The organism is Acetobacter lovaniensis (assembly GCF_014207635.1).
Classification (GTDB): Bacteria; Pseudomonadota; Alphaproteobacteria; order Acetobacterales; family Acetobacteraceae; genus Acetobacter; species Acetobacter lovaniensis.
The window spans coordinates 103,186-121,918 of sequence record NZ_JACHIE010000002.1 but is presented as its reverse complement, the minus strand read 5'-3'; the positions used below and the strand labels follow the sequence as shown (position 1 = coordinate 121,918).

Here is an 18,733-nt window from a genome sequence, read left to right as displayed (position 1 = left end):
GGATGCTGTTCGCATTCCCGGCCCGCAGCAGGCAGAAAGGAATGTCATGAAAGTTCTGGCGGTTCATCCCAGCGCCCTGATGTACACCAAGGTTTTCCTGCGGCTGGAGCCGCTGGGGCTGGAACTGGTGGCTGGTGCTGCGCGGAATGCCGGACATGACGTGCGGATTATCGACCTTCAGGCCGAAACGCACGAAGATTACTGGAAGCTGGTTGACGAGTTCCAGCCCGATGCCGTGTGCTACTCGGGCAGCTATCTGGCCAATGTGCCGGAAATTCTCGATCTGTGCCGCGAAACACGCTACCGCTTCCCGCAGGTGTTCCAGTTTATTGGCGGGCATTCTGTTTCGTTCATCGCCAAGGATGTGCTTGATCTTTCCGAAGGTACGGTCAACTGCATTCTCAAAGGGGAGGGCGATGCTACGGTCGGCCTGCTGCTGGATGCGGTGCAGAACGGCACGGATATTCTGGAAGTCCCCGGCACCATTACGCTGGACGGGGAAGGCCCGCCCCCCATTTTTGTCAAATCGCTCGATGAGATCCGCCCCGCGCGTGACCTGCTGCGCCACCGCAACAAGTACTTTATTGGTACGCTGGACCCCGCGGCCTCCATTGAATTTGCCCGTGGCTGCCCGTGGGACTGCACGTTCTGCTCGGCTTGGACCTTTTACGGTCGCTCCTACCGCACGGCCAGCCCGCAGGTCATTGCGGATGAGCTGGAGGAGATCAAGGAACCCGGCATCTTTATTGTGGATGACGTGGCCTTTGTGCATGAAGAACATGGCATGGCCATTGCCAACGAAATTAAAAAGCGTGGCATTAAAAAGGAATATTACCTTGAAACCCGTGCAGACGTGCTGCTGCGCAACAAGGAAGTGTTCAAGGTCTGGAGCGAGATCGGTCTTTCCTACATCTTCATCGGTCTGGAAGCGGTGGATGAGGAAGGGCTCAAGCAGTTCCGTAAGCGTGTTTCGCTCGACAAGAATTTTGAGGCCCTTGAATATGCCCGTTCTCTGGGGCTGATTGTGGCCATCAACATTATTGCCGACCCATCATGGGATCGTGCGCGGTTTGAGGCTGTGCGGCAGTGGTGTCTGGAAATTCCCGATATTGTGAATATTTCCGTCACGACGCCGTATCCGGGGACGGAAATCTGGCACAAGGAAGCCCGCCGCCTGACCACGCGTGACTACCGCCTGTTTGATATTCAGCATGCCGTGCTGCCCACCACCCTGCCTCTGCCCGAGTTTTATGAAGAACTGGTCAAGACCCAGCAGGTGCTCAACACCAAGCATATGGGCTGGCAAGCGCTCAAGGACACGGCAGGGATTGCGGTTAACCTGCTCAAGAACGGCCAGACCAACTTTGTTAAGATGTTATGGAAGTTCAACTCGGTCTTTAACCCCGAACTCCAGCTTGCCGACCACCAGCGCCCCGCGCGCTACCTTATGCCCGTGCAGCCCGATGCGGTGGACAAGATTGATCGCAACGACCTGTATGTGCATGGCCCCGGCGGGCGCAAAACCCGCGCGCTGGATGATGCGACCGAAAGCTTTGTGGACAAGACCCGTATGGGGGAAGATGCGTAACCCGCATCTTCCACACAATTCCGCCCATGCTCAGGCGTTTACCCGAGCATGGAGCCCTGCCACCTGCCGATACTGACCCGTGCCGTGTTTAACGTAAAACGGGCGGGGGAAAGGCAAAGGCCTGCGGGGTATAGGTTTCCACTACCAGACTGAACGGTATGCCAGCATGGGTCCGTAACAGGGCAATATGCCGGAAAAGATGCGGGGGCAGGGCCAGTGGGTCTGCCTCCGTTGCGCTGTTTGGCAGGTGGGGTTGCGTTTCCCATAAATCTGGCAAGGGGGACCATAGGGTTTCCCGCCGGATAAGCTGGCGGGTAAACCGCAGGGGGGACACAACACGGCCAAAGGGTGTGTCGGTCTGTTCCAGTGCCTCGGTCATGGTTTTTGTCAGGCGTTCTGGCACAAACCAGTTTTCCGCTTCCGAATAAATGCGGTTGTGCCCTGCCAGCCGGATTTTGCGGTAGCGCAGGCTTTGCCCCCCCTGTGGAGTGGTCAGGTCCAGTGCGGCCAGCAGGTCGGACGGGCAGGGGCTGTGGGCACTGGCTTCGCGCTCGGCGCGCAGGGTTTCATGCGCGCCAAGGAGTGCGTGTTCGCGCAGCCAGTGTTCCAGCGTCTGTGTGGCGCTGTTTTCGGCCAGAAGGCGGTTTTCCATCTGGCTGATCAGGGTTGCCAGCATAAGCCGGTGCATGAAGCTGTTCCGCCACGGGTGACAGAGCAAAGGCTCCGTGGCGGGTTGAGGGGGCGCTAGGTCGGGCATATGGGTCTTATATCATGCTTTGGGGCAGGTATGGGCTGCACATCACTGTTTCGCATCACGGCGGAGTTGCGTTATGGAAGAAACAGAATAGCCGTGTAAAAATGCCATGTATGGAATTTTGTAAAAAGGATGCAAACGCAATGAGCCAGACGATAGCAAGCTTTATGGTCGAAGGAATGACATGCGACGGTTGTGTCTCGTCCGTAAAACGTGCGCTGGCCGCAATTGACGGTGTGGAAGGGACGGATGTGAATCTGGCCAATGGTGAGGTCAAGGTCACGTATGACCCCGCACGTGTTGGTGTTTCTTCCCTGCGGGATGCCATTCGCGGCGCTGGTTACGAGGTAAGCTGAACTGCCTTGCGCTGTGTCATGCAGCCAGCGGAAAGGGGGCGTGACCTGCGCTCTCTGGTTGTTGGAGGGCGGACATGGCACCATGGGGCACGCCGGAGTAACCGGTGGTCAAAAGCCGCTCGACAGGCAAAAACAGAGGTAAGCTGGTCCGTGACGCAAAAAACAAACACATTTGCTCTAGGTGTAATGGCGGCGGGCGGCTTGCTGCTGGCTGGATGCTCATCCGAAATCGGGCGCGTGCCCATGCTGGATACGGATATAAGCTGCCTGCACAAGCAGATGGCTGGCCCTATGTTTCTGAGTTTTCCACTGGCGGCCAATACCTGCCAGCGTATGAGCAATAACGGCTTTGTGCTGGGCGAGGCCAAGGCCAAGCCGCTCCCCCTTGACCTGAAGGGCGCGCCAGACCTGCAGAAACTGGCGGATGAATACGGCTACACCTACACCCGTTAGGGCGTGTGAGTGGGTTTAACCTTCCAGTTCCGCATCCCAGTATAAATAGTCATGCCAGCTTTTGTGCAGGTAGTTGGGTGGAAAAGCCCGTCCGTTTTCCTGAAGTTCCCATGATGTGGGACGTACAGGGGTGCGGCGGGGCAGCATGCCAATATGGTGTGGCATGTGTGGGCCCTTGCGCAGATTGCAGCAGCCACACGCGGTAACAACATTCTCCCAGCTTGTGCGCCCACCTTTGCAGCGGGGAATAACGTGGTCAAACGTCAGTTCCTGCGTGGGGTGGCGTTCTCCGCAGTACTGGCAGGAAAAATTGTCACGCAAAAACACGTTAAAGCGCGTAAAAGCCGGTTTGCGGGCGGCGGGCACGTAGTCCTTGAGGGCAATCACGCTGGGCAGACGGAAGGCCTGACTAGGTGAATGCACTTCCATGTCATATTCGCTCAGGACCGAAACCCGGTCCAGGCACACCGCTTTTATGGCATCCTGCCATGCCCAGAGGGAAAGTGGAAAATAGGACAGAGGTCGAAAGTCTGCATTCAGAACAAGGGCTGGATAGTTTAGAGTACTGCCATCGGCCAAGATGTGTCTCCTCGTTAGCACGAGAACACAGTTCCGAAGGGGTCAGAACAACTCAAGCCGACCGCCAGCAGAAGTGCGTCGTCGAGATAATTACCGGCAGGACTATTGCAGACGCAAAGAGGTGTGGCAAGAAAATGTGGGCCAATAGTCACCGATATCGGACAGCTTTATAGATCTGGTAAGATTAATATGACTATTCGATTACAGTACAATGATCGTTGCAAAACAGAATGGGTTACGCGGTTCGCCCCCAGCCCCACAGGGGCGCTGCATCTGGGCCATGTGGCGTCCGCCCTGTTCGGCTGGACCCTCGCGCAGCCTGCGGGGCAATGGATGGTGCGGATGGAGGATATAGACCCCCAGCGCTGCAAACCTGCCTTTGCCACCGCCATTTTGGAAGACCTCGCATGGCTCGGGCTGGTGCCAGATGGGCCGGTTCTGTACCAGTCTACCCGTATGGCGGTTTACAGGGACGTGCTGGACACGCTTGAGCATATGGGCGTGCTGTATCCGTGCTTTTGCACCCGATCGGATATTGCGCGGGAGAGTGCCGCCATGTTCTCCGCCCCCCATACCGCCCCCGATGGCAGCCTGCTCTACCCCGGTCGGTGCCGCACACTTGGAACAGCGGAGCGCTTGCGGCGGATGGAGGCAGGTCAGCCCTATGTGCTGCGGCTGGATATGGCGCGTGCCATGGCGCGTGCCAGAGACTGTGCAATGTCTCCCGTGGGCAGACAGGAGGCAGATGGTACGGGTGCTACAGGGCAGGGGAGCGCCCGTGGGGTTGTGGTAGATGCCGCATGGCCGCTGACTTACCATGACCTGAGTAATGGCCCGGTCCCCTGCTACCCCGAACTGTTTGGCGATGTGGTTCTGGCCCGGCGGGACGTGCCTGCATCCTACCACCTGTGCGTCACATGTGATGATGCCGCGCAGGGTGTCACGCTGGTGACACGGGGGGAGGATCTGCGCCCCGCCACCAGCCTGCACCGGTTGTTGCAGACCCTCATGGGCTGGCCCGCCCCGCATTATGCGTTCCACCCCCTGCTATGCGATGCCACAGGCCGCCGTCTGGCCAAGCGTGATGGTGCGTTGAGCGTGCGCGCCATGCGCCAGAGCGGGCTGAGCGCCCGGCAGGTGCGGGACAAGGCCGTATTTGCGGCTGCTTCCCATGGTAGTACGTTCTTGCACGGTTAGGCGCTCCTGCCCGCTGAGCCCCATTTTTGCATGACAGGGAAAAAGCCCGCGCAGAACAAAAAAGACAGAGCAGGTGGAATCTCCGGTTCCGCCCCGACCGGAAGAGGATTACTGTGCGCCCCGGAGCAGCGCATTTGCCGCCTCTGTCCGGGTCTGTGCCCGTGCGGGGGCCGGGTGCCTTAAAATATTGTGTCGGAAAGTAAGAAAACCATGAGCCTTGTTGCTGACCGCCTGAACAGGATCAGTCCTAGCCAGACAATCGTCATTTCAACGCGTGCACGGGCGCTGAAGGCAGAGGGGCGGAATATTATCAGCCTTTCTGCGGGTGAGCCGGACTTCAACACACCCGACAACATTGCTCAGGCCGCCGTAAAGGCCATTGCCGCAGGCCAGACCCGCTATACCGATGTGGCAGGCACGCCAGAACTGCGCAAGGCCGTGGCAGAACGCTTCAGGCTGGATAGCGGGCTGGATTACACGCCTGAGGAAGTCATTGTTTCCACCGGCGGTAAGCAGATCATCTACAACGCCATGATGGCGACCCTGAACCCGGGGGATGAGGCCATTATTCCCGCGCCGTGCTGGGTGTCCTACCCCGATATTGTCACGCTGGCTGAAGGCGTGCCCGTGGTGGTGCCCTGCAAGCGCGAAAACGGTTTTCGCCTTCAGGCGGATGAGCTGGAAGCCGCCATTACCCCGCGCACCAAATGGGTGTTCCTGAACTCGCCCTGTAACCCCACCGGGGTTGCCTATTCGGCTGAAGACCTGCGTCCGCTGTGCGATGTGCTGCTGCGCCACCCGCATGTGTGGATTTTTACGGACGATATTTACGCCAAGCTTGTGTACGACGGTTTTCGCCCCGCGACATTCGTGGAGGTCGAGCCCCGCCTGCGCAGCCGCACCGTAACCATGAACGGCGTGTCCAAGGCTTATGCCATGACCGGCTGGCGTATTGGTTTTTCCGGCGCGCCGGTGGAACTGACCAAGGCCATGAACAAGTTGCAGGGGCAGTCCACCTCCAATACCTGTTCCATTGCGCAGGCCGCAGCGGTGGAAGCCCTGACCGGCCCGCAGGACTTTATCCAGACCATGGTCGATACCTATCAGGGGCGGCGTGATATGGTGGTCAGCATGATCAATCAGGCCAAGGGTATGGAATGTGATGTGCCCCAGGGCGCGTTCTATGTTTTTCCCTGCATTGAAAAATGCCTTGGAAAAACCTCCGCTGGCGGAAAACTGCTTAAAACGGATGAGGATTTTGTAACGGCCCTTCTGGAGGAAGAAGGCGTGGCAGCCGTGCATGGGTCGGCCTTCATGTATCCGGGGTATATGCGTATTTCCTACGCAACCGATACGCAGAGCCTGCGGGATGCCTGCACCCGGATCCAGAATTTTTGTGAAGGTCTGCTGTAAACCATGTCCCGGAGTTTTGCGCACCGCCTGAATGGCCTGCCTGCCCCCGCAACAATAGAGATGGCCCGGCGTGCCCGGGCTCTCAAGGCGGAGGGCAGGCCGGTTATCTCGCTTGCTCTGGGCGAGCCCGATTTTGCAACGCCGCCTGCGGTGGTGGAAGCCGCCCATCAGGCTGCGCTGGCCGGGCAGACCAAATACCCCCCTGTGGATGGTACGCCCGCGCTCAAGGCGGCCATTGCCCGCAAGTTCGCGCGGGAGAACGGGCTGGACTACACGCCCGAGCAGATCATGGTTTCCAACGGGGGCAAGCAGGTCATCTTCAATGCCTTCATGGCGACCCTGAACGCGGGGGACGAGGTGGTGGTGCCAACACCCTACTGGGTCAGCTATCCCTTGATTGCGCGCATGTTCGGGGCAACGCCGGTGTTTGCTCCATGCCGGGAGGAGGACGGGTTCAGGCTCCGGGCAGATGTGCTGGCGCAGGCTCTTACGCCCCGTACACGCTGGGTTGTGCTGAACTTCCCCAACAACCCTACCGGGGCCATCTGCCCGGCCGAGGATCTCGCCGCTCTTGCCAAAGTCCTGCGCGATTACCCCGATGTATGGATTTTGTCGGACGAAATTTACGAACATCTGGTGTTTGACGGAGCGCGCTCCGCATCCATCGCCGCTGTGGCGCCCGACCTCAAGGACCGCACCCTTACGCTTAATGGTGTGTCCAAGGCTTATGCCATGACCGGGTGGCGCGTGGGGTTTGCCGGTGGACCAGCCGACCTGATTACCGCAATGCGCGGTGTACAGGGGAACGCCACATCAGGCGTGTGTTCCATTGCGCAGGCTGCCGCCGCCGCGGCACTGGATGGACCGCCGGACCTTGTGCAGACCATGGTTGCCACATACAGCCGCCGTCGTACCAATGTGGTGCAGGCCCTGCGTGCGGTGCCGGGCCTGACCTGCGCCATGCCCGAAGGGGCTTTTTACGCCTATCCCGGTGTGGCCGCCTGCCTTGGCCGCACAACAGCCGCCGGACGCCAGCTGGAGACTGACCACGACTTTGCCGCCGCTCTGCTGGATGAAGAGTTCGTGGCAACAGTACCCGGTAGCGCCTTTGGGCAGTCCCCCTACCTGCGTCTGTCCTGCGCAACCTCGGATGAGGTTCTGGCCGAAGCCTGCCAGCGTATTGCGCGCTTTGTGGGCGGATTAACGTAATCATACGGTCGGGCAGGTTACAAGGCCCGGCCAGGAGTGCCTGAACGTGCCTGACCAGCCCCAGCCCGCGCCGCTACCTGCGGGGGAGAAACGTGTCTTCCGGAGCTTCTCGCGTGAGGAGATGGCTCTGGTCTGCATTACCGTTCTGTGGGGGGTAACGTTTTTGGTCGTGCATACGGCCATGCGTTATACGGGACCCATGTTTTTTGTGGGGCTACGCTTTACCACGGCGGCACTGCTTTCCATGCTTCTGTTCCGCCGTCTGCTGCTGGACCTGACCCTGCGGGAAGTGCGGGCGGGAGCCTGTGTGGGGGTGGCCATTTTTTTTGGCTATGCGCTGCAAACTCTGGGGCTGGGAAGCATTTCCAGCAGCCAGTCGGCCTTTATTACGGCCATGTATGTGCCCATTGTGCCGTTTTTGCAGTGGTTTTTCCTGCGTAAACCACCCCATCTTATGGTGTGGCTGGGGGTGCTGTTTGCTTTTTCCGGTCTGGTGCTACTAACCGGCCCGCAGGCCATAGCCCATATGCACCTCCAGTTTGGTGAGGTTGTAACCTTGGTCAGCGCTGTAGCCATTGCGATGGAAGTTGTGCTGATCAGCCGTTTTGCCTCCCCCGCCATTAACAGTTTTCGGGTGGCGATCGTGCAGTTGCTGGTTGCCGGGCTGCTGGCATTTGCTGCCATGCCCATTATGCACGAACACGTGCCCGTTCTGGCGTGGTGGTGGGTGGTGCCCGGTCTGGGCCTTGGGGCCATGAGCGCGGTTATTCAACTGGTTATGAACTGGGCACAAAAAACAGTTTCTCCCACACGGGCAACGCTTATTTACGCGGGCGAGCCCGTATGGGCCGGGCTGGTGGGGCGTCTGGCAGGGGATATGCTGCCAGTCAGAGCGCTGGCTGGTGGCGCGCTGGTTATTCTGGGTGTGTTGGCCAGCGAAGTACGCCTGCCACGCAAACAGGAGCGGGGCAGGAGGGGCAGTTCCTCATAAAACTGCTCCGGTCATTCTGCCTGAGCGCTTGGGACGGGCTGCCGGTCAGAAAAACCGTTTATTCATGCAGAACATTCAGTGTGTAGGCGTGGGCAAGGGCTGTGGAATCTTCTCCATCGGCCATCATGCCCACAAGCTGGAGTTCATCGCAGTATTGCGCAATCTGCTCGCGCAGGCCGTGGCCCACAAGGGGGCGGATAACCGGCTCGTTATGCAGCATGGTGCGGGCACTGGTAACGGGCAGACCGGCCGCGTTGTCGGCTATCAGGGTTGCGGCATCATCCTGATGGGTGTTGACCCATAAGGCCGCATCGCGCAGGGCCATGACCAGTGCCGTGGCGGCTGTGGGGTCCTTGTCCTGCGCAGTATCCGCAACGCCCAGAATAAGGCTGGTGCGTGCGGCGTAATGGCCTGTATCGCTGCCAACAAGTTCGTACAGAAGGTCCGGGAAATTCTGGAGCAGGCTCCACGCATCGGGATCATGCGTGACCACGGCATCAATTTTCTGGTCATGGAGAGCCTGTTCCAACTGTGGGATCGGCAGGTCAACCCAGTTAATGTGGTTGAGCGCGTCCATGCCTTTGCGGCGCATCATGATGCAGAAGAACAGTTTGTCCGCCGCATTCTGGTCTGGCACCGCTACGCTGCGGCCCATAAGCTGGTCCAGTCGTGTAATGCCGCTGCTCCGCCGTACCAGCAGGCGGCGGCTACCTGACTGGACCCCCATAACCAGATGGGCAGGCAGCCCTGAATGCAGGTGTTGGAGCCATGTGAGTGCGGGGGCCAGAGCGTAAGAGGTTTTTTGCTGCGCCAGAGCCGCCAGCGCGTCCTGCCCGTTATGAATGTTGGGCAGGGGGTCCACGTCCAGATTGTACTGGGCAAAAAAGTTCTTTTCCAGAGCGGCTGCCAGCACGGGGGACATGGCGGCTTCTGGCCAGGCAATCCGGAGCTTGCGGTAAACGCCATCGGGCTGTCTGCGGGGTTTGCGGGGGCGTTTCGGGGTATTCAGAAACACAATGCCACCTGCGGCAGCGCAACTTCCGGCCCCCCAGAGCAGGGCACGGCGTGAAAAGCGGGAAGATGGAGATGCGCTCATATCTGTTATCTTACACCGTGTTGGCGGGGGTGTCCCGGTTAAGGGGGCAGAAAATCAAAAAAAACAGGCGTGCGCATATCCGTATGGACATGACATTGAGGGTGGGTATGGTTCTACTGTTTTTTATTATCTGTTGTTTCAAAATAGGTTTTTCAAAGTTCTCTATACGCACCCACGCTCTATGGGCGCAGATGTGTGTGCTGCCGGTTTGCAAGAAGAGTAGAGTACACGGCATGTGATGGGTAGGTCATGTGCACCGGTGCGTTGGCTGACAGAGAGCAGGCGAAGGCTTGGGATGTGCTGATACTACGATGTTGAGAGGCAGAATGGACGGGTCAGACATTGTATTTTTAAAGGGGAACTTTGATTAACATTTTGTAATATAAAAAGGGTCTTGCACCCTCAAAGGGTTGCCGTTATACACCCATTCAGCAGCACGGCGGGACGTATCTTGAAAGAGATTATGCCTTTAAATGCCGCTAAGTGGTTGAAAAATAATTATTCCCGAATAGCTCAGTTGGTAGAGCAAGCGACTGTTAATCGCTGGGTCGTAGGTTCGAGTCCTACTTCGGGAGCCACACTTACTCCTCCCCTTCTAAAATACAATTCCTTACACCGTAGCTTCAAATGCTCTGTGTGAGTTCATGCGTGTCTTTGCCGCCCGAGTGGTGTGCCAACACGGGCGGCGGAATGTGGGGCGTGTTATGTGGGCTCAGGCCTGAGCGGCAACGCCAGTGAGTTCCACCTTCCAGGACGGATCAGCCAGCTTGGCTTCTACCGTGGCGCGGGCGGGTTTGTTGCCCTTGTCCAGCCATGCATCCCATGCGCGGTTCATGCCTGCCATATCGGCCATGTCAGCCAGAAAAATCTGGACTGAAATCAGGCGGCTTTTATCCGTTCCGGCTTTGGCTAGAATGGCATCCACCTGACGCAGAATATCTTCCATCTGCCCCTGCGCATCCAGTGTGGCGTCATCCGCGACCTGCCCCGCCAGATAGACCAGACCGTTGTGAATAACAGCGCCACTCAGGCGTTCTTCAGGTTCAAGGCGGGTTATGCTCATGCTGTTGTCTTTCCTGTGCAAAAAAGCTTGGTGGGTAAAGGAGTTTATGCAGCTGGCATGTTGTCAATCAGGCGGATGTCGCCCAGACTTGCGGCAACAAACAGGCGTGCATCGGGTGTGAGCGTTTCGGTCGCAAGGAGTGTATCGCCCGAGCGCAGCTCCAGATAATGCACGTTAAAGCCATGGCTTTTCAGGTTTTCACGGCAGGATTGCAGGCAGGTATCAACCGCTTTGCCAGCCTGAATATCCGCAATGCAGGCCCGTAATGCCGCAGGCAGGTAAGGAGCCTGTTCGCGCTGTTGGGGGGTGAGCCTGCGGTTGCGTGAGGACAGGGCAAGTCCATCGGCCTCGCGCACGGTGGGGACGGGTTTTATGCGCACGGGCAGGTTCAGGTCCTGCACAAGGCGGCGGATCAGGCAGAGCTGCTGGTAATCCTTTTCGCCAAATGCGGCTATGTCGGCCCCGGTCTGGAGCAGCAGCTTGGTAACAACCGTTGCAACGCCATCAAAATGGCCCGGTCGGTCCGCGCCACACAACATGTCATCCAGCCCGGAAACCGTAATGCGGGTTGCAAAACCTTCAGGGTACATTTCCGCTCCGTCCGGGGCGTAAAGCACATCTACTTTGCCTGTGCCTTCCAGCAGGGCGGCATCGGCTTCCGGCCCACGGGGGTAAAGTTGGAAGTCGGCTGCGTTATCAAACTGGATCGGATTGACAAAAATACTCACAATCCGGCGCGTGGCCTGCCCGTCCAATGCGTTGACAAGGGTAAGGTGGCCATTGTGGAGCGAGCCCATGGTGGGCACAAAACCTATGGTTTCGCCCGCGTTGCGCCATTGGGCTACCAGTGTGGCCAGTTCGGTTCTGGATCTGATAATCCGCATGAAAAATCCTGAAAAACAGATGACCCCCTATAAGGGGAGTGCCCGGACAGGGCAGGAAAACCTGCATTGTAGTGCTGATTGGCTCGCGGTTCCAGAGAGGGCGGTTTTACTGCATGCGGGATTTAAAGTGCAGACAACCCGGTGGAGAGGGGCCGGGCCTGTGCTATAGGGGGCGTATGTCCTACGCTGATTTTGTTCATCTTCGTGTGCACTCTGCCTACTCGCTCAGTCAGGGGGCAATCCGGGTGCCGGAAATTGCATCCCTCGCGCAGGAAATGCATATGCCTGCCGTGGCTATTGCCGATTCGGGCAATCTGTTCGGCGCTTTGGAATTTTCGCAGTACTGCACAAAAAGTGGCATTCAGCCCATTATCGGGGCCCAGATCGGCCTGCCTGCGCGCAATGACAAACCCGGGGCCCCGGCTGAGCCGGTGGTGTTGCTGGCCCAGAACGAGGTGGGGCTGACCAATCTCCAGTTCCTCTCATCCGAAGGGTTCAAGACATCCGACCCGTCTGACCCGTTTGTAACGCTGGATACACTCTGCGCGCGCGCCGAAGGGCTGATGCTGCTCAGTGGCGGCACACGCGGTCCGCTGTTTCAGATGCTGGCCGAAGGGCAGAAGGACGAAGCCACACGCTGGCTGGCCCGTATGCACGAAGCCTTTGGCGACCGGCTGGTGGTGGAACTGCACCGCCACGGGCTGGCTGTGGAAAAAGCGGTGGAGCCGGGTGTTCTGGGTCTTGCCAGCCAGTTTGGCCTGCCGCTTGTGGCCACCAATGAGTGCTTTTTCCCCAAGCCGGAAATGTACGAAGCACATGACGCGCTGGTGTGTATTGCCCAGGGTCGCACCATGGCGGAAAAAGACCGCTTCCGCGTGACCCCCGAACACTGGTTCAAACCCCCGCAGATGATGCGCGCCCTGTTCGCGGACCTGCCCGATGCGTGCGACAATACGCTCGAAATTGCCCGTCGCTGCGCCATAAAGGTGGAAACCCGCAATCCCCTGCTGCCCGTCTGCCCCAAAGTGCGCGAAGGTGCTACCGAGGACCAGACCCTGCGCGCCATGGCGTGGGAAGGGCTGGAGCGCCGCATGGCCTCCATGACGCTGGATGCAGCAACGCAGGACCGCTACCGTGAACGGCTGACATTCGAGCTGGATATCATCTCCAAAATGGGGTTCCCCGGTTACTTCATGATCGTGGCGGACTTTATCCAGTGGGCCAAGGCGCATGATATTCCGGTAGGGCCGGGGCGTGGTTCGGGTGCAGGTTCGCTGGCGGCATGGGCGCTGACCATTACGGATATTGATCCCATTCCTTTCAACCTGCTGTTCGAACGGTTTCTTAACCCCGAACGTGTCTCCATGCCTGACTTTGATATCGACTTCTGTCAGGACCGGCGAGACGAGGTGATCGCGTATGTCCGGCGTGAATATGGAGGCGACCGGGTTGCCCAGATCATTACCTTCGGTAAGTTGCAGGCCCGCGCGGCCGTGCGTGACGTGGGGCGTGTGCTGGGGCTGCCCTATGGCATGGTCAACCGTGTGGCCGAGCTTATTCCCAACAACCCTGCCAAGCCTGTTACGCTCAAGGAAGCCATAGAAGGCGAACCCAAATTGCAGGAAATGCGCGATAACGACGAGGCTTTGCGCAGACTGCTCGAAATTGCCCAGCAGCTTGAAGGGCTGTTCCGCCACGCCAGCACCCATGCCGCCGGGGTGGTGATCGGGGACCGCCCGCTGGTGGAACTGGTACCGCTGTACCGAGACCCCAAGAGCGATACATTAGTTACCCAGTATAACATGAAGTTTGTTGAGCAGGCCGGTCTGGTCAAGTTCGACTTTCTGGGCCTGACAACACTGACTATTCTCAAACGCGGTGTGGATTTTATCCACCGCATGGGCAAGGACGTGGATCTGGCGAGCATCCCGCTCAATGATGCGCCAACCTATGACATGCTCAGCAGGGGGGATACGGCAGGCGTTTTCCAGTTCGAAGGTGCTGGCATGCGCGATGTTCTCAAGCAGATGCGCCCCACCCGGCTGGAAGACCTGATTGCCGCCGTGGCCCTGTACCGCCCCGGTCCAATGGCCAATATTCCCGATTACTGCCGCCGTAAACATGGAGAGGCATGGGAACCCCCGCACGAGGAAATCCGCGATATTCTTGAAGAGACCTACGGTATTATGGTCTATCAGGAACAGGTCATGCAGATTGCCCAGAAGATGGCGGGCTACAGTCTGGGTGGGGCAGATCTGCTTCGCCGCGCCATGGGTAAAAAAATCCGCTCGGAAATGGACCACCAGCGCGAGATCTTTACCAAAGGAGCCACCGGGCGCGGCATCGATCACGACAAGGCGGTAGAGGTGTTCGATCTCATGGCCAAGTTTGCGGATTACGGGTTTAACAAATCCCATGCTGCGGCCTATGCTCTTGTCTCCTACCAGACTGCATGGATGAAGGCTAACCACCCTGTGGCCTTCCTTGCGGCCTGTATGTCACTCGCGCGGGAGCGGACGGAAAAACTGGCCGCTCTTCGGCAGGAGGCCGAGCGCATGGGCATTGCCGTGCTGCCGCCAGACATCAACCGTTCAGAGGCCGACTTTGCCGTGGAGGTCATGCCCAATGGCGAATACGCCATTCGCTATGCACTGGCCGCGGTTAAAAAAGTTGGTTTTGGGGCCATGGAGGTTCTGGTTGCCACAAGAGGGGACAAGCCTTTTACCGATCTGGCCGATTTTGCAACGCGCATAGACCCCAAACACATCAACCGCATGCAAATGGAAAATCTGGCCAAGGCAGGCGCGTTTGAATGTCTGGATAAAAACCGGGCGCGTGTCTTTCATTCAGCCGATGCTCTTTTGCGCCGTGCCCATAGTCAGGCGCAGGAGGCGGCATCCGGCCAGATTGGCCTGTTTGGTGGTGGCGGGCAGAAGGAGCCCCTGCGTCTGGCCGAAGGGCCGGACTGGCCGGAGTTTGAAAAACTGGCGATGGAAGCAGAAGCGATTGGCTTCCATATGACCGCCCACCCGCTGGATGCCTATGGCCCTGTGTTGCGTAGGCTGGGGGTTGTCAAATCCTCCCAGTTGCTTGCCGCGGCAGAAGCCGGGGTCGGGCGGGTTAAAATTGCGGGCTGCGTGGTGGACCGCAAGGAGCGCCCGACCCGCACAGGCAATAAAATGGCATGGGTGCGCCTGTCCGATGCCACAGGTGGGTGTGAGGTCACGGTCTTTTCCGAAGTGCTGGGTCGTGTGCGGGAAAGTCTGGTGGCGGGCAGGGCTGTGCTGGTTACGGCCGAACTGAAGCTGGAGGGCGAGGCCATGCGCATAACCGCGTCCGACATTGTGGAACTGGAGGATGCAGCCGCCCAAGGGCAAAGTGAATTGCGGATATGGCTGGAAAAGGAAGAAGCTCTGCCCGCCCTGCAAACCGTGCTGAGCGACCAGAAGGGCGGAGCAGGCCGCATTGTGCTGTTGCCCGGTGTGGCTGACAGCTGCGATGTGGAAATCCGGTTGCGTGGTGGCTACAAGGTGACCCCTCTGCTCGGGCAGAAGCTGCGTACCCTGAATGGTATTTCCCGCGTGGAGCAGGTCTAGCCCGTGGCATGGATGCGCCCCCTGCCATGGCGGGAGCCGGATACGGTTCTGGCCCTGTGGGGCGGTGCCCCGTGGTGCGCTTTTCTCGATAGTGGCGGTGCGCTGGACGCGCGCAGCCGGTGGCGTATCTTCTGCCATAATCCACGCCATACCCTACAGGTTTTTGCAGACAGGGTGGAAGTGGATGGGGTACGTCAGGCTCGGGGAACGCCTGAGCAGATACTGGATATTCTGCGTAAAATACAGGCAGGTTTCAGGGTTGGTGCCTGTCAGGCTGATGTGCCGTTCTGCGGTGGCTGGATCGGCTTTGCCAGCTACGCCTTTGGTCGTGCCCTGCAAGGTGTTCCGTCCCGGCATGTGGAAGGGGATGCTCCTGTATTTTCCGCAGCTTTTTATGATCATGCCTATATATGGGACCGCAAAAACCGGCAGGTGGTGCTGGCAGGGCTGGCGCATGGTGGGCTAACGCCACAAGCCAGTGAGCAGGTTCAGGCACTCTGGTCCGCCCTGCCTGAACGCGCGGAGCCAGTCCCACAGGTGCCCCCGCTGCATTTGCGGGCCAGTCAGACACAGGCGGAATACTGCCGGGCAGTCAGTGCAGCGCAACGCTATATTGCTCAGGGGGATATTTTTCAGGTCAACATCACCTGCCAGCATGTGGCGGACCTGCCAGCAGATGTGTGTGCGTCTGGCCTGTATCGGCGGTTGCGGCAGGTGGCCCCGGCACCGTTTGGGGCGTTTTTATCCTGTGGGGCAGGGTTTTCGCTGCTTTCATGCTCGCCAGAGCGGTTTTTGCAGGTTGACCGGCACGGGCATATGACAACCCGCCCCATAAAAGGCACAGCCCCACGGGGCCAGAGCGGGGCGGAGGACCGGCTTCTGGCTCAGGCTCTGGCAGCAGACGACAAGGAACGTGCCGAAAACCTGATGATTGTGGACCTCATGCGCCATGACATCGGGCGTGTTGCCCGTATTGGCAGCGTGCGTGTGCCGGAATTATGGGCGGTGGAACGGTTTGCGCATGTGCATCATCTTGTTTCCGAAGTGCAGGGGCATTTGCGGCAGGGGTGTGATGTGTCTGATCTGCTGGCGGCTACCCTGCCGCCCGGTTCCGTAACAGGTGCGCCCAAACACCGCGCCATGGAAATTATTGACGAACTGGAAGCCACACCCCGTGGGGCCTATTGCGGGACGGTTTTTTGCCTTGGTGTGGATGGGCGGATGGATAGCTCCGTGATCATCCGCAGTTTTGTGGCCCATGGGGGGCAGTTGCGTATGGGCACGGGGGGCGGGATTACCATTCTGTCCGACCCGCAAAAGGAATATGAGGAAATGTGCCTGAAGCTAGCCCCTTTTGCTGCCTTTGCGGAGGGAGCATGACAGTCGTATGGCTCAATGGCGCGCTCCTTGCGCGTGATGAGGCCCGCATAAGCCCGGCAGACCGCGGCTTTACGCTGGGTGATGGCCTGTTTGAAACCATGCGCGCGGTTGGTGGACGTGTTCTGCATCTGCCCCGGCACATGGCGCGTCTGGCAGTGGGGGGAGGCGTGCTGGGCATGTCCGTGCCGCAGGCCGGAGAGGTGGAAGAGGCGGCCACGGCGCTGCTACAGGCATGCGGCTTGCAAAACGCGGTGCTGCGGCTGAGCGTGGCGCGCGGGGAGGGGCCAAGGGGGCTGCTGCCTTCGGCTCATGCGCGCCCTACCGTGTTGCTTACGGCAGCTCCGGGGGAGTTCAGCCTTGCCCATATTCAGGCCGTGACCAGCCGGTTGATCCGGCGGGATGAGGCCTCACCCCTGTCCTATATCAAGAGCCTGAACTACCTGCCCGGTATTCTGGCCCGGCAGGAGGCGGAGCGTATGGGGGCGCAGGATGCGCTGTTGCTCAACACGCAGGGGCGCGTGGCGGAAAGCACGATCAGCAACCTGCTGGTGGTAACGGATGCGGGGCTGCTCACGCCCCATGTGGGCGAAGGTGCGTTGGCGGGCATTGCCCGTGAGCGCCTGCTGGAGCAGACACGCGTGCGCGAGGCCCGTCTGGCCCCGGCGGACCTGCTGTGCGCGCGCGGCGTGTGGCTGGTCAATTCCCTTTCGCTCCGGGTGGTGACCGCACTGGACGGAACGCCCTTGCCGGTGGATGAACCACACACCGCGCAGTTGGAGCAATGCCTGCGGGAGAGTGCATAAGCCGGATTTGATTTATGTCCATTCCGTTTAGAGGGCAGGCATGCGACGATAAGGGCTTGTGCAGACCCGCCTGAATGCTCAATCGTTCGCCCGTCCTTTTCAGGCCGGAATGATATGCATCGGAACAGCCGGTCTGTGGTATTCTGATGAGGTGACATCATGCAACAGGCAGCAACAGCTACGGAGCAGCAGGCAGAGCAGGGGCATGCCCCCCGCTATGATCTGAGGCAGATCGATGTTGATCCCAATTTCTGGTACCCTGTGGCATGGTCCAGCAAGGTACGGCAGGGCAAGGCGTTTGCCGCCCGTTTTGCAGGCCACCCCATTGCGCTGATCCGCCCGGAATACGGCCCGGTCTACGCGCTGGAAGACCGCTGCGCCCACCGTCAGGTCCCGCTGAGTAAAGGCGTTGTGGACGACAAGGGCTGCATCAAGTGCTGTTATCATGGCTGGGCGTTTGACCAGCAGGGCAAATGCGTAACCGTGCCCTACCTGAATAAGGAAGGCGTGGGTCGCCCGGTTAAATCCTACCCCTGCCGCGAAAAAAGCGGGCTGATCTTTATCTTCCCCGGTGACCCAGAACTGGCGGACAAGGTGCCCGTGCCCGATATCGCGCAGGTGGGGAACCCCGAATACAAGACCCGCCAGTTCAGCCCGCGCCTGAAGTGCCACTACACGTTCATGCACGAAAATCTGATGGACATGAACCATCAGTTCCTGCACCGCCGCCAGATGGGTTCCATCACGGCCCGTTTTCTGGGGCAGGACAAGGGCGAAAACTTTATGGAAGCCCGCTACAGTTTTGCGCGCAAAGGGGGCAACCAGCCGCTGGCCGAAGCCCTGATTTTTGGCAAACATCATGATGATGGGCGCGAACAGCCGGTGGAAGAGGTCGTGTCCATCCGCACCACCTATCCGTACCAGACGCTCCAGATCCACGACAAGGACGGTGACCTGATCATGGACCTGTGGGCATGTTACCTGCCGCTGGGGGAAACCCAGCAGGTTACTCAGGCGTTTGGTCTGCTGTCGGTTAAAAAGCCCAAATGGACTTTCCTGCTTGATATGGCATGGCCGGTGCTGGGTCTGTTTACGCATCGCATCTTTGAAGAAGACCGCGAAATTGTGGAAATGGAACAGAACGCATGGCGTGAACTGGGCGGGGACCACAACGTGGAAGTGTTCCCTGTTGTCAAAAGCCTGCGCGAGCTGCTGGCCCGCAGCGGGGTGCCCAACCGTTACGCCAAACCGCTCAAGCAGGGCTGAACGCACTTTTTGGCCTTGCCCGCAGGGCCAAAAAACGCCATATAGAGCCGCCCCGGCGCAGGCCGGGGTATAACACACGCGGGGCCATACACCTCTGGTGCCCAG

The 18,733-nt window shown here is 59.1% G+C and carries 16 protein-coding genes and 1 tRNA gene; 12 read left to right on the top strand and 5 right to left on the bottom strand.

The window, feature by feature from the left end:
• Nucleotides 1–46 precede the first annotated feature (46 nt).
• Nucleotides 47–1,588 carry a hopanoid C-3 methylase HpnR gene (gene hpnR / locus HNR55_RS03805; RefSeq protein ID WP_166111599.1) on the top strand — a complete coding sequence of 514 codons (1,542 nt, stop codon included), beginning with the start codon at nucleotides 47–49 and terminating at the stop codon, nucleotides 1,586–1,588.
• 88 nt (nucleotides 1,589–1,676) lie between these two features.
• Here the strand turns inward: hpnR and HNR55_RS03800 are convergent, their stop codons facing one another.
• Nucleotides 1,677–2,345, bottom strand: coding sequence for a hypothetical protein (locus HNR55_RS03800; protein ID WP_166111596.1), 669 nt, complete (start codon nucleotides 2,343–2,345; stop codon nucleotides 1,677–1,679).
• Nucleotides 2,346–2,485: 140 nt separating this feature from the next.
• Between HNR55_RS03800 and HNR55_RS03795 the strand changes: the two genes are divergently transcribed.
• Nucleotides 2,486–2,698: a heavy-metal-associated domain-containing protein gene (locus HNR55_RS03795; RefSeq protein ID WP_166111593.1), complete on the top strand. Its 213-nt coding sequence runs from the start codon at nucleotides 2,486–2,488 to the stop codon at nucleotides 2,696–2,698.
• Between the two features lie 186 nt (nucleotides 2,699–2,884).
• Nucleotides 2,885–3,151: a hypothetical protein gene (locus HNR55_RS03790; protein WP_086645709.1), complete on the top strand. Its 267-nt coding sequence runs from the start codon at nucleotides 2,885–2,887 to the stop codon at nucleotides 3,149–3,151.
• 15 nt (nucleotides 3,152–3,166) lie between these two features.
• On the opposite strand, the gene HNR55_RS03785 is transcribed toward HNR55_RS03790, so the two are convergent.
• A complete protein-coding gene (locus tag HNR55_RS03785; RefSeq protein ID WP_166111590.1) occupies nucleotides 3,167–3,730 on the bottom strand; it encodes an HNH endonuclease in 564 nt (187 codons plus the stop codon).
• A 189-nt stretch (nucleotides 3,731–3,919) separates the two neighbouring features.
• Here HNR55_RS03785 and gluQRS point away from each other — a divergent pair, with 189 nt between their 5' ends.
• The 4 genes from gluQRS to HNR55_RS03765 all read left to right on the top strand — a co-directional run bounded on the left by gluQRS (nucleotide 3,920) and on the right by HNR55_RS03765 (nucleotide 8,540).
• The gene (gene gluQRS, locus HNR55_RS03780; protein WP_166111587.1) at nucleotides 3,920–4,927 is read left to right on the top strand and encodes a tRNA glutamyl-Q(34) synthetase GluQRS; all 1,008 of its coding nucleotides are present in this window, start codon (nucleotides 3,920–3,922) and stop codon (nucleotides 4,925–4,927) included.
• Between the two features lie 210 nt (nucleotides 4,928–5,137).
• Entirely contained in the window at nucleotides 5,138–6,340 is a 1,203-nt protein-coding gene (locus HNR55_RS03775; protein WP_166111584.1) for a pyridoxal phosphate-dependent aminotransferase, read from the top strand.
• Nucleotides 6,341–6,343: 3 nt separating this feature from the next.
• Complete coding sequence (locus HNR55_RS03770; RefSeq protein ID WP_166111581.1) at nucleotides 6,344–7,549, top strand: pyridoxal phosphate-dependent aminotransferase; 1,206 nt, start codon at nucleotides 6,344–6,346, stop codon at nucleotides 7,547–7,549.
• Nucleotides 7,550–7,595: 46 nt separating this feature from the next.
• Nucleotides 7,596–8,540, top strand: coding sequence for a DMT family transporter (locus tag HNR55_RS03765; protein WP_253545118.1), 945 nt, complete (start codon nucleotides 7,596–7,598; stop codon nucleotides 8,538–8,540).
• A 58-nt stretch (nucleotides 8,541–8,598) separates the two neighbouring features.
• On the opposite strand, the gene HNR55_RS03760 is transcribed toward HNR55_RS03765, so the two are convergent.
• Nucleotides 8,599–9,636 carry an ABC transporter substrate-binding protein gene (locus HNR55_RS03760; protein ID WP_166111578.1) on the bottom strand — a complete coding sequence of 346 codons (1,038 nt, stop codon included), beginning with the start codon at nucleotides 9,634–9,636 and terminating at the stop codon, nucleotides 8,599–8,601.
• A 502-nt stretch (nucleotides 9,637–10,138) separates the two neighbouring features.
• On the opposite strand from HNR55_RS03760, the gene HNR55_RS03755 reads away from it, so the two are divergent.
• A tRNA-Asn gene (locus HNR55_RS03755) sits at nucleotides 10,139–10,214 on the top strand.
• A gap of 134 nt (nucleotides 10,215–10,348) precedes the next feature.
• Here the strand turns inward: HNR55_RS03755 and HNR55_RS03750 are convergent.
• Both HNR55_RS03750 and panC read right to left on the bottom strand, forming a co-directional pair.
• The gene (locus HNR55_RS03750; protein ID WP_086645629.1) at nucleotides 10,349–10,699 is read right to left on the bottom strand and encodes a RidA family protein; all 351 of its coding nucleotides are present in this window, start codon (nucleotides 10,697–10,699) and stop codon (nucleotides 10,349–10,351) included.
• A 44-nt stretch (nucleotides 10,700–10,743) separates the two neighbouring features.
• Nucleotides 10,744–11,583 (bottom strand): pantoate--beta-alanine ligase, encoded by an 840-nt coding sequence (gene panC / locus HNR55_RS03745; protein WP_166111576.1) that lies wholly within the window; start codon nucleotides 11,581–11,583, stop codon nucleotides 10,744–10,746.
• Nucleotides 11,584–11,759: 176 nt separating this feature from the next.
• On the opposite strand from panC, the gene dnaE reads away from it, so the two are divergent.
• The 4 genes from dnaE to HNR55_RS03725 all read left to right on the top strand — a co-directional run bounded on the left by dnaE (nucleotide 11,760) and on the right by HNR55_RS03725 (nucleotide 18,628).
• Nucleotides 11,760–15,179 (top strand): DNA polymerase III subunit alpha, encoded by a 3,420-nt coding sequence (gene dnaE, locus HNR55_RS03740; protein ID WP_166111573.1) that lies wholly within the window; start codon nucleotides 11,760–11,762, stop codon nucleotides 15,177–15,179.
• A 12-nt stretch (nucleotides 15,180–15,191) separates the two neighbouring features.
• Complete coding sequence (pabB, locus tag HNR55_RS03735) at nucleotides 15,192–16,559, top strand: aminodeoxychorismate synthase component I (RefSeq protein ID WP_166112085.1); 1,368 nt, start codon at nucleotides 15,192–15,194, stop codon at nucleotides 16,557–16,559.
• Nucleotides 16,556–17,362, top strand: coding sequence for an aminotransferase class IV (locus HNR55_RS03730; protein ID WP_166111570.1), 807 nt, complete (start codon nucleotides 16,556–16,558; stop codon nucleotides 17,360–17,362). Before pabB ends, HNR55_RS03730 begins: the two co-directional genes overlap by 4 nt.
• A gap of 159 nt (nucleotides 17,363–17,521) precedes the next feature.
• Nucleotides 17,522–18,628, top strand: coding sequence for an aromatic ring-hydroxylating oxygenase subunit alpha (locus HNR55_RS03725; protein WP_166111567.1), 1,107 nt, complete (start codon nucleotides 17,522–17,524; stop codon nucleotides 18,626–18,628).
• Nucleotides 18,629–18,733 lie beyond the last annotated feature (105 nt).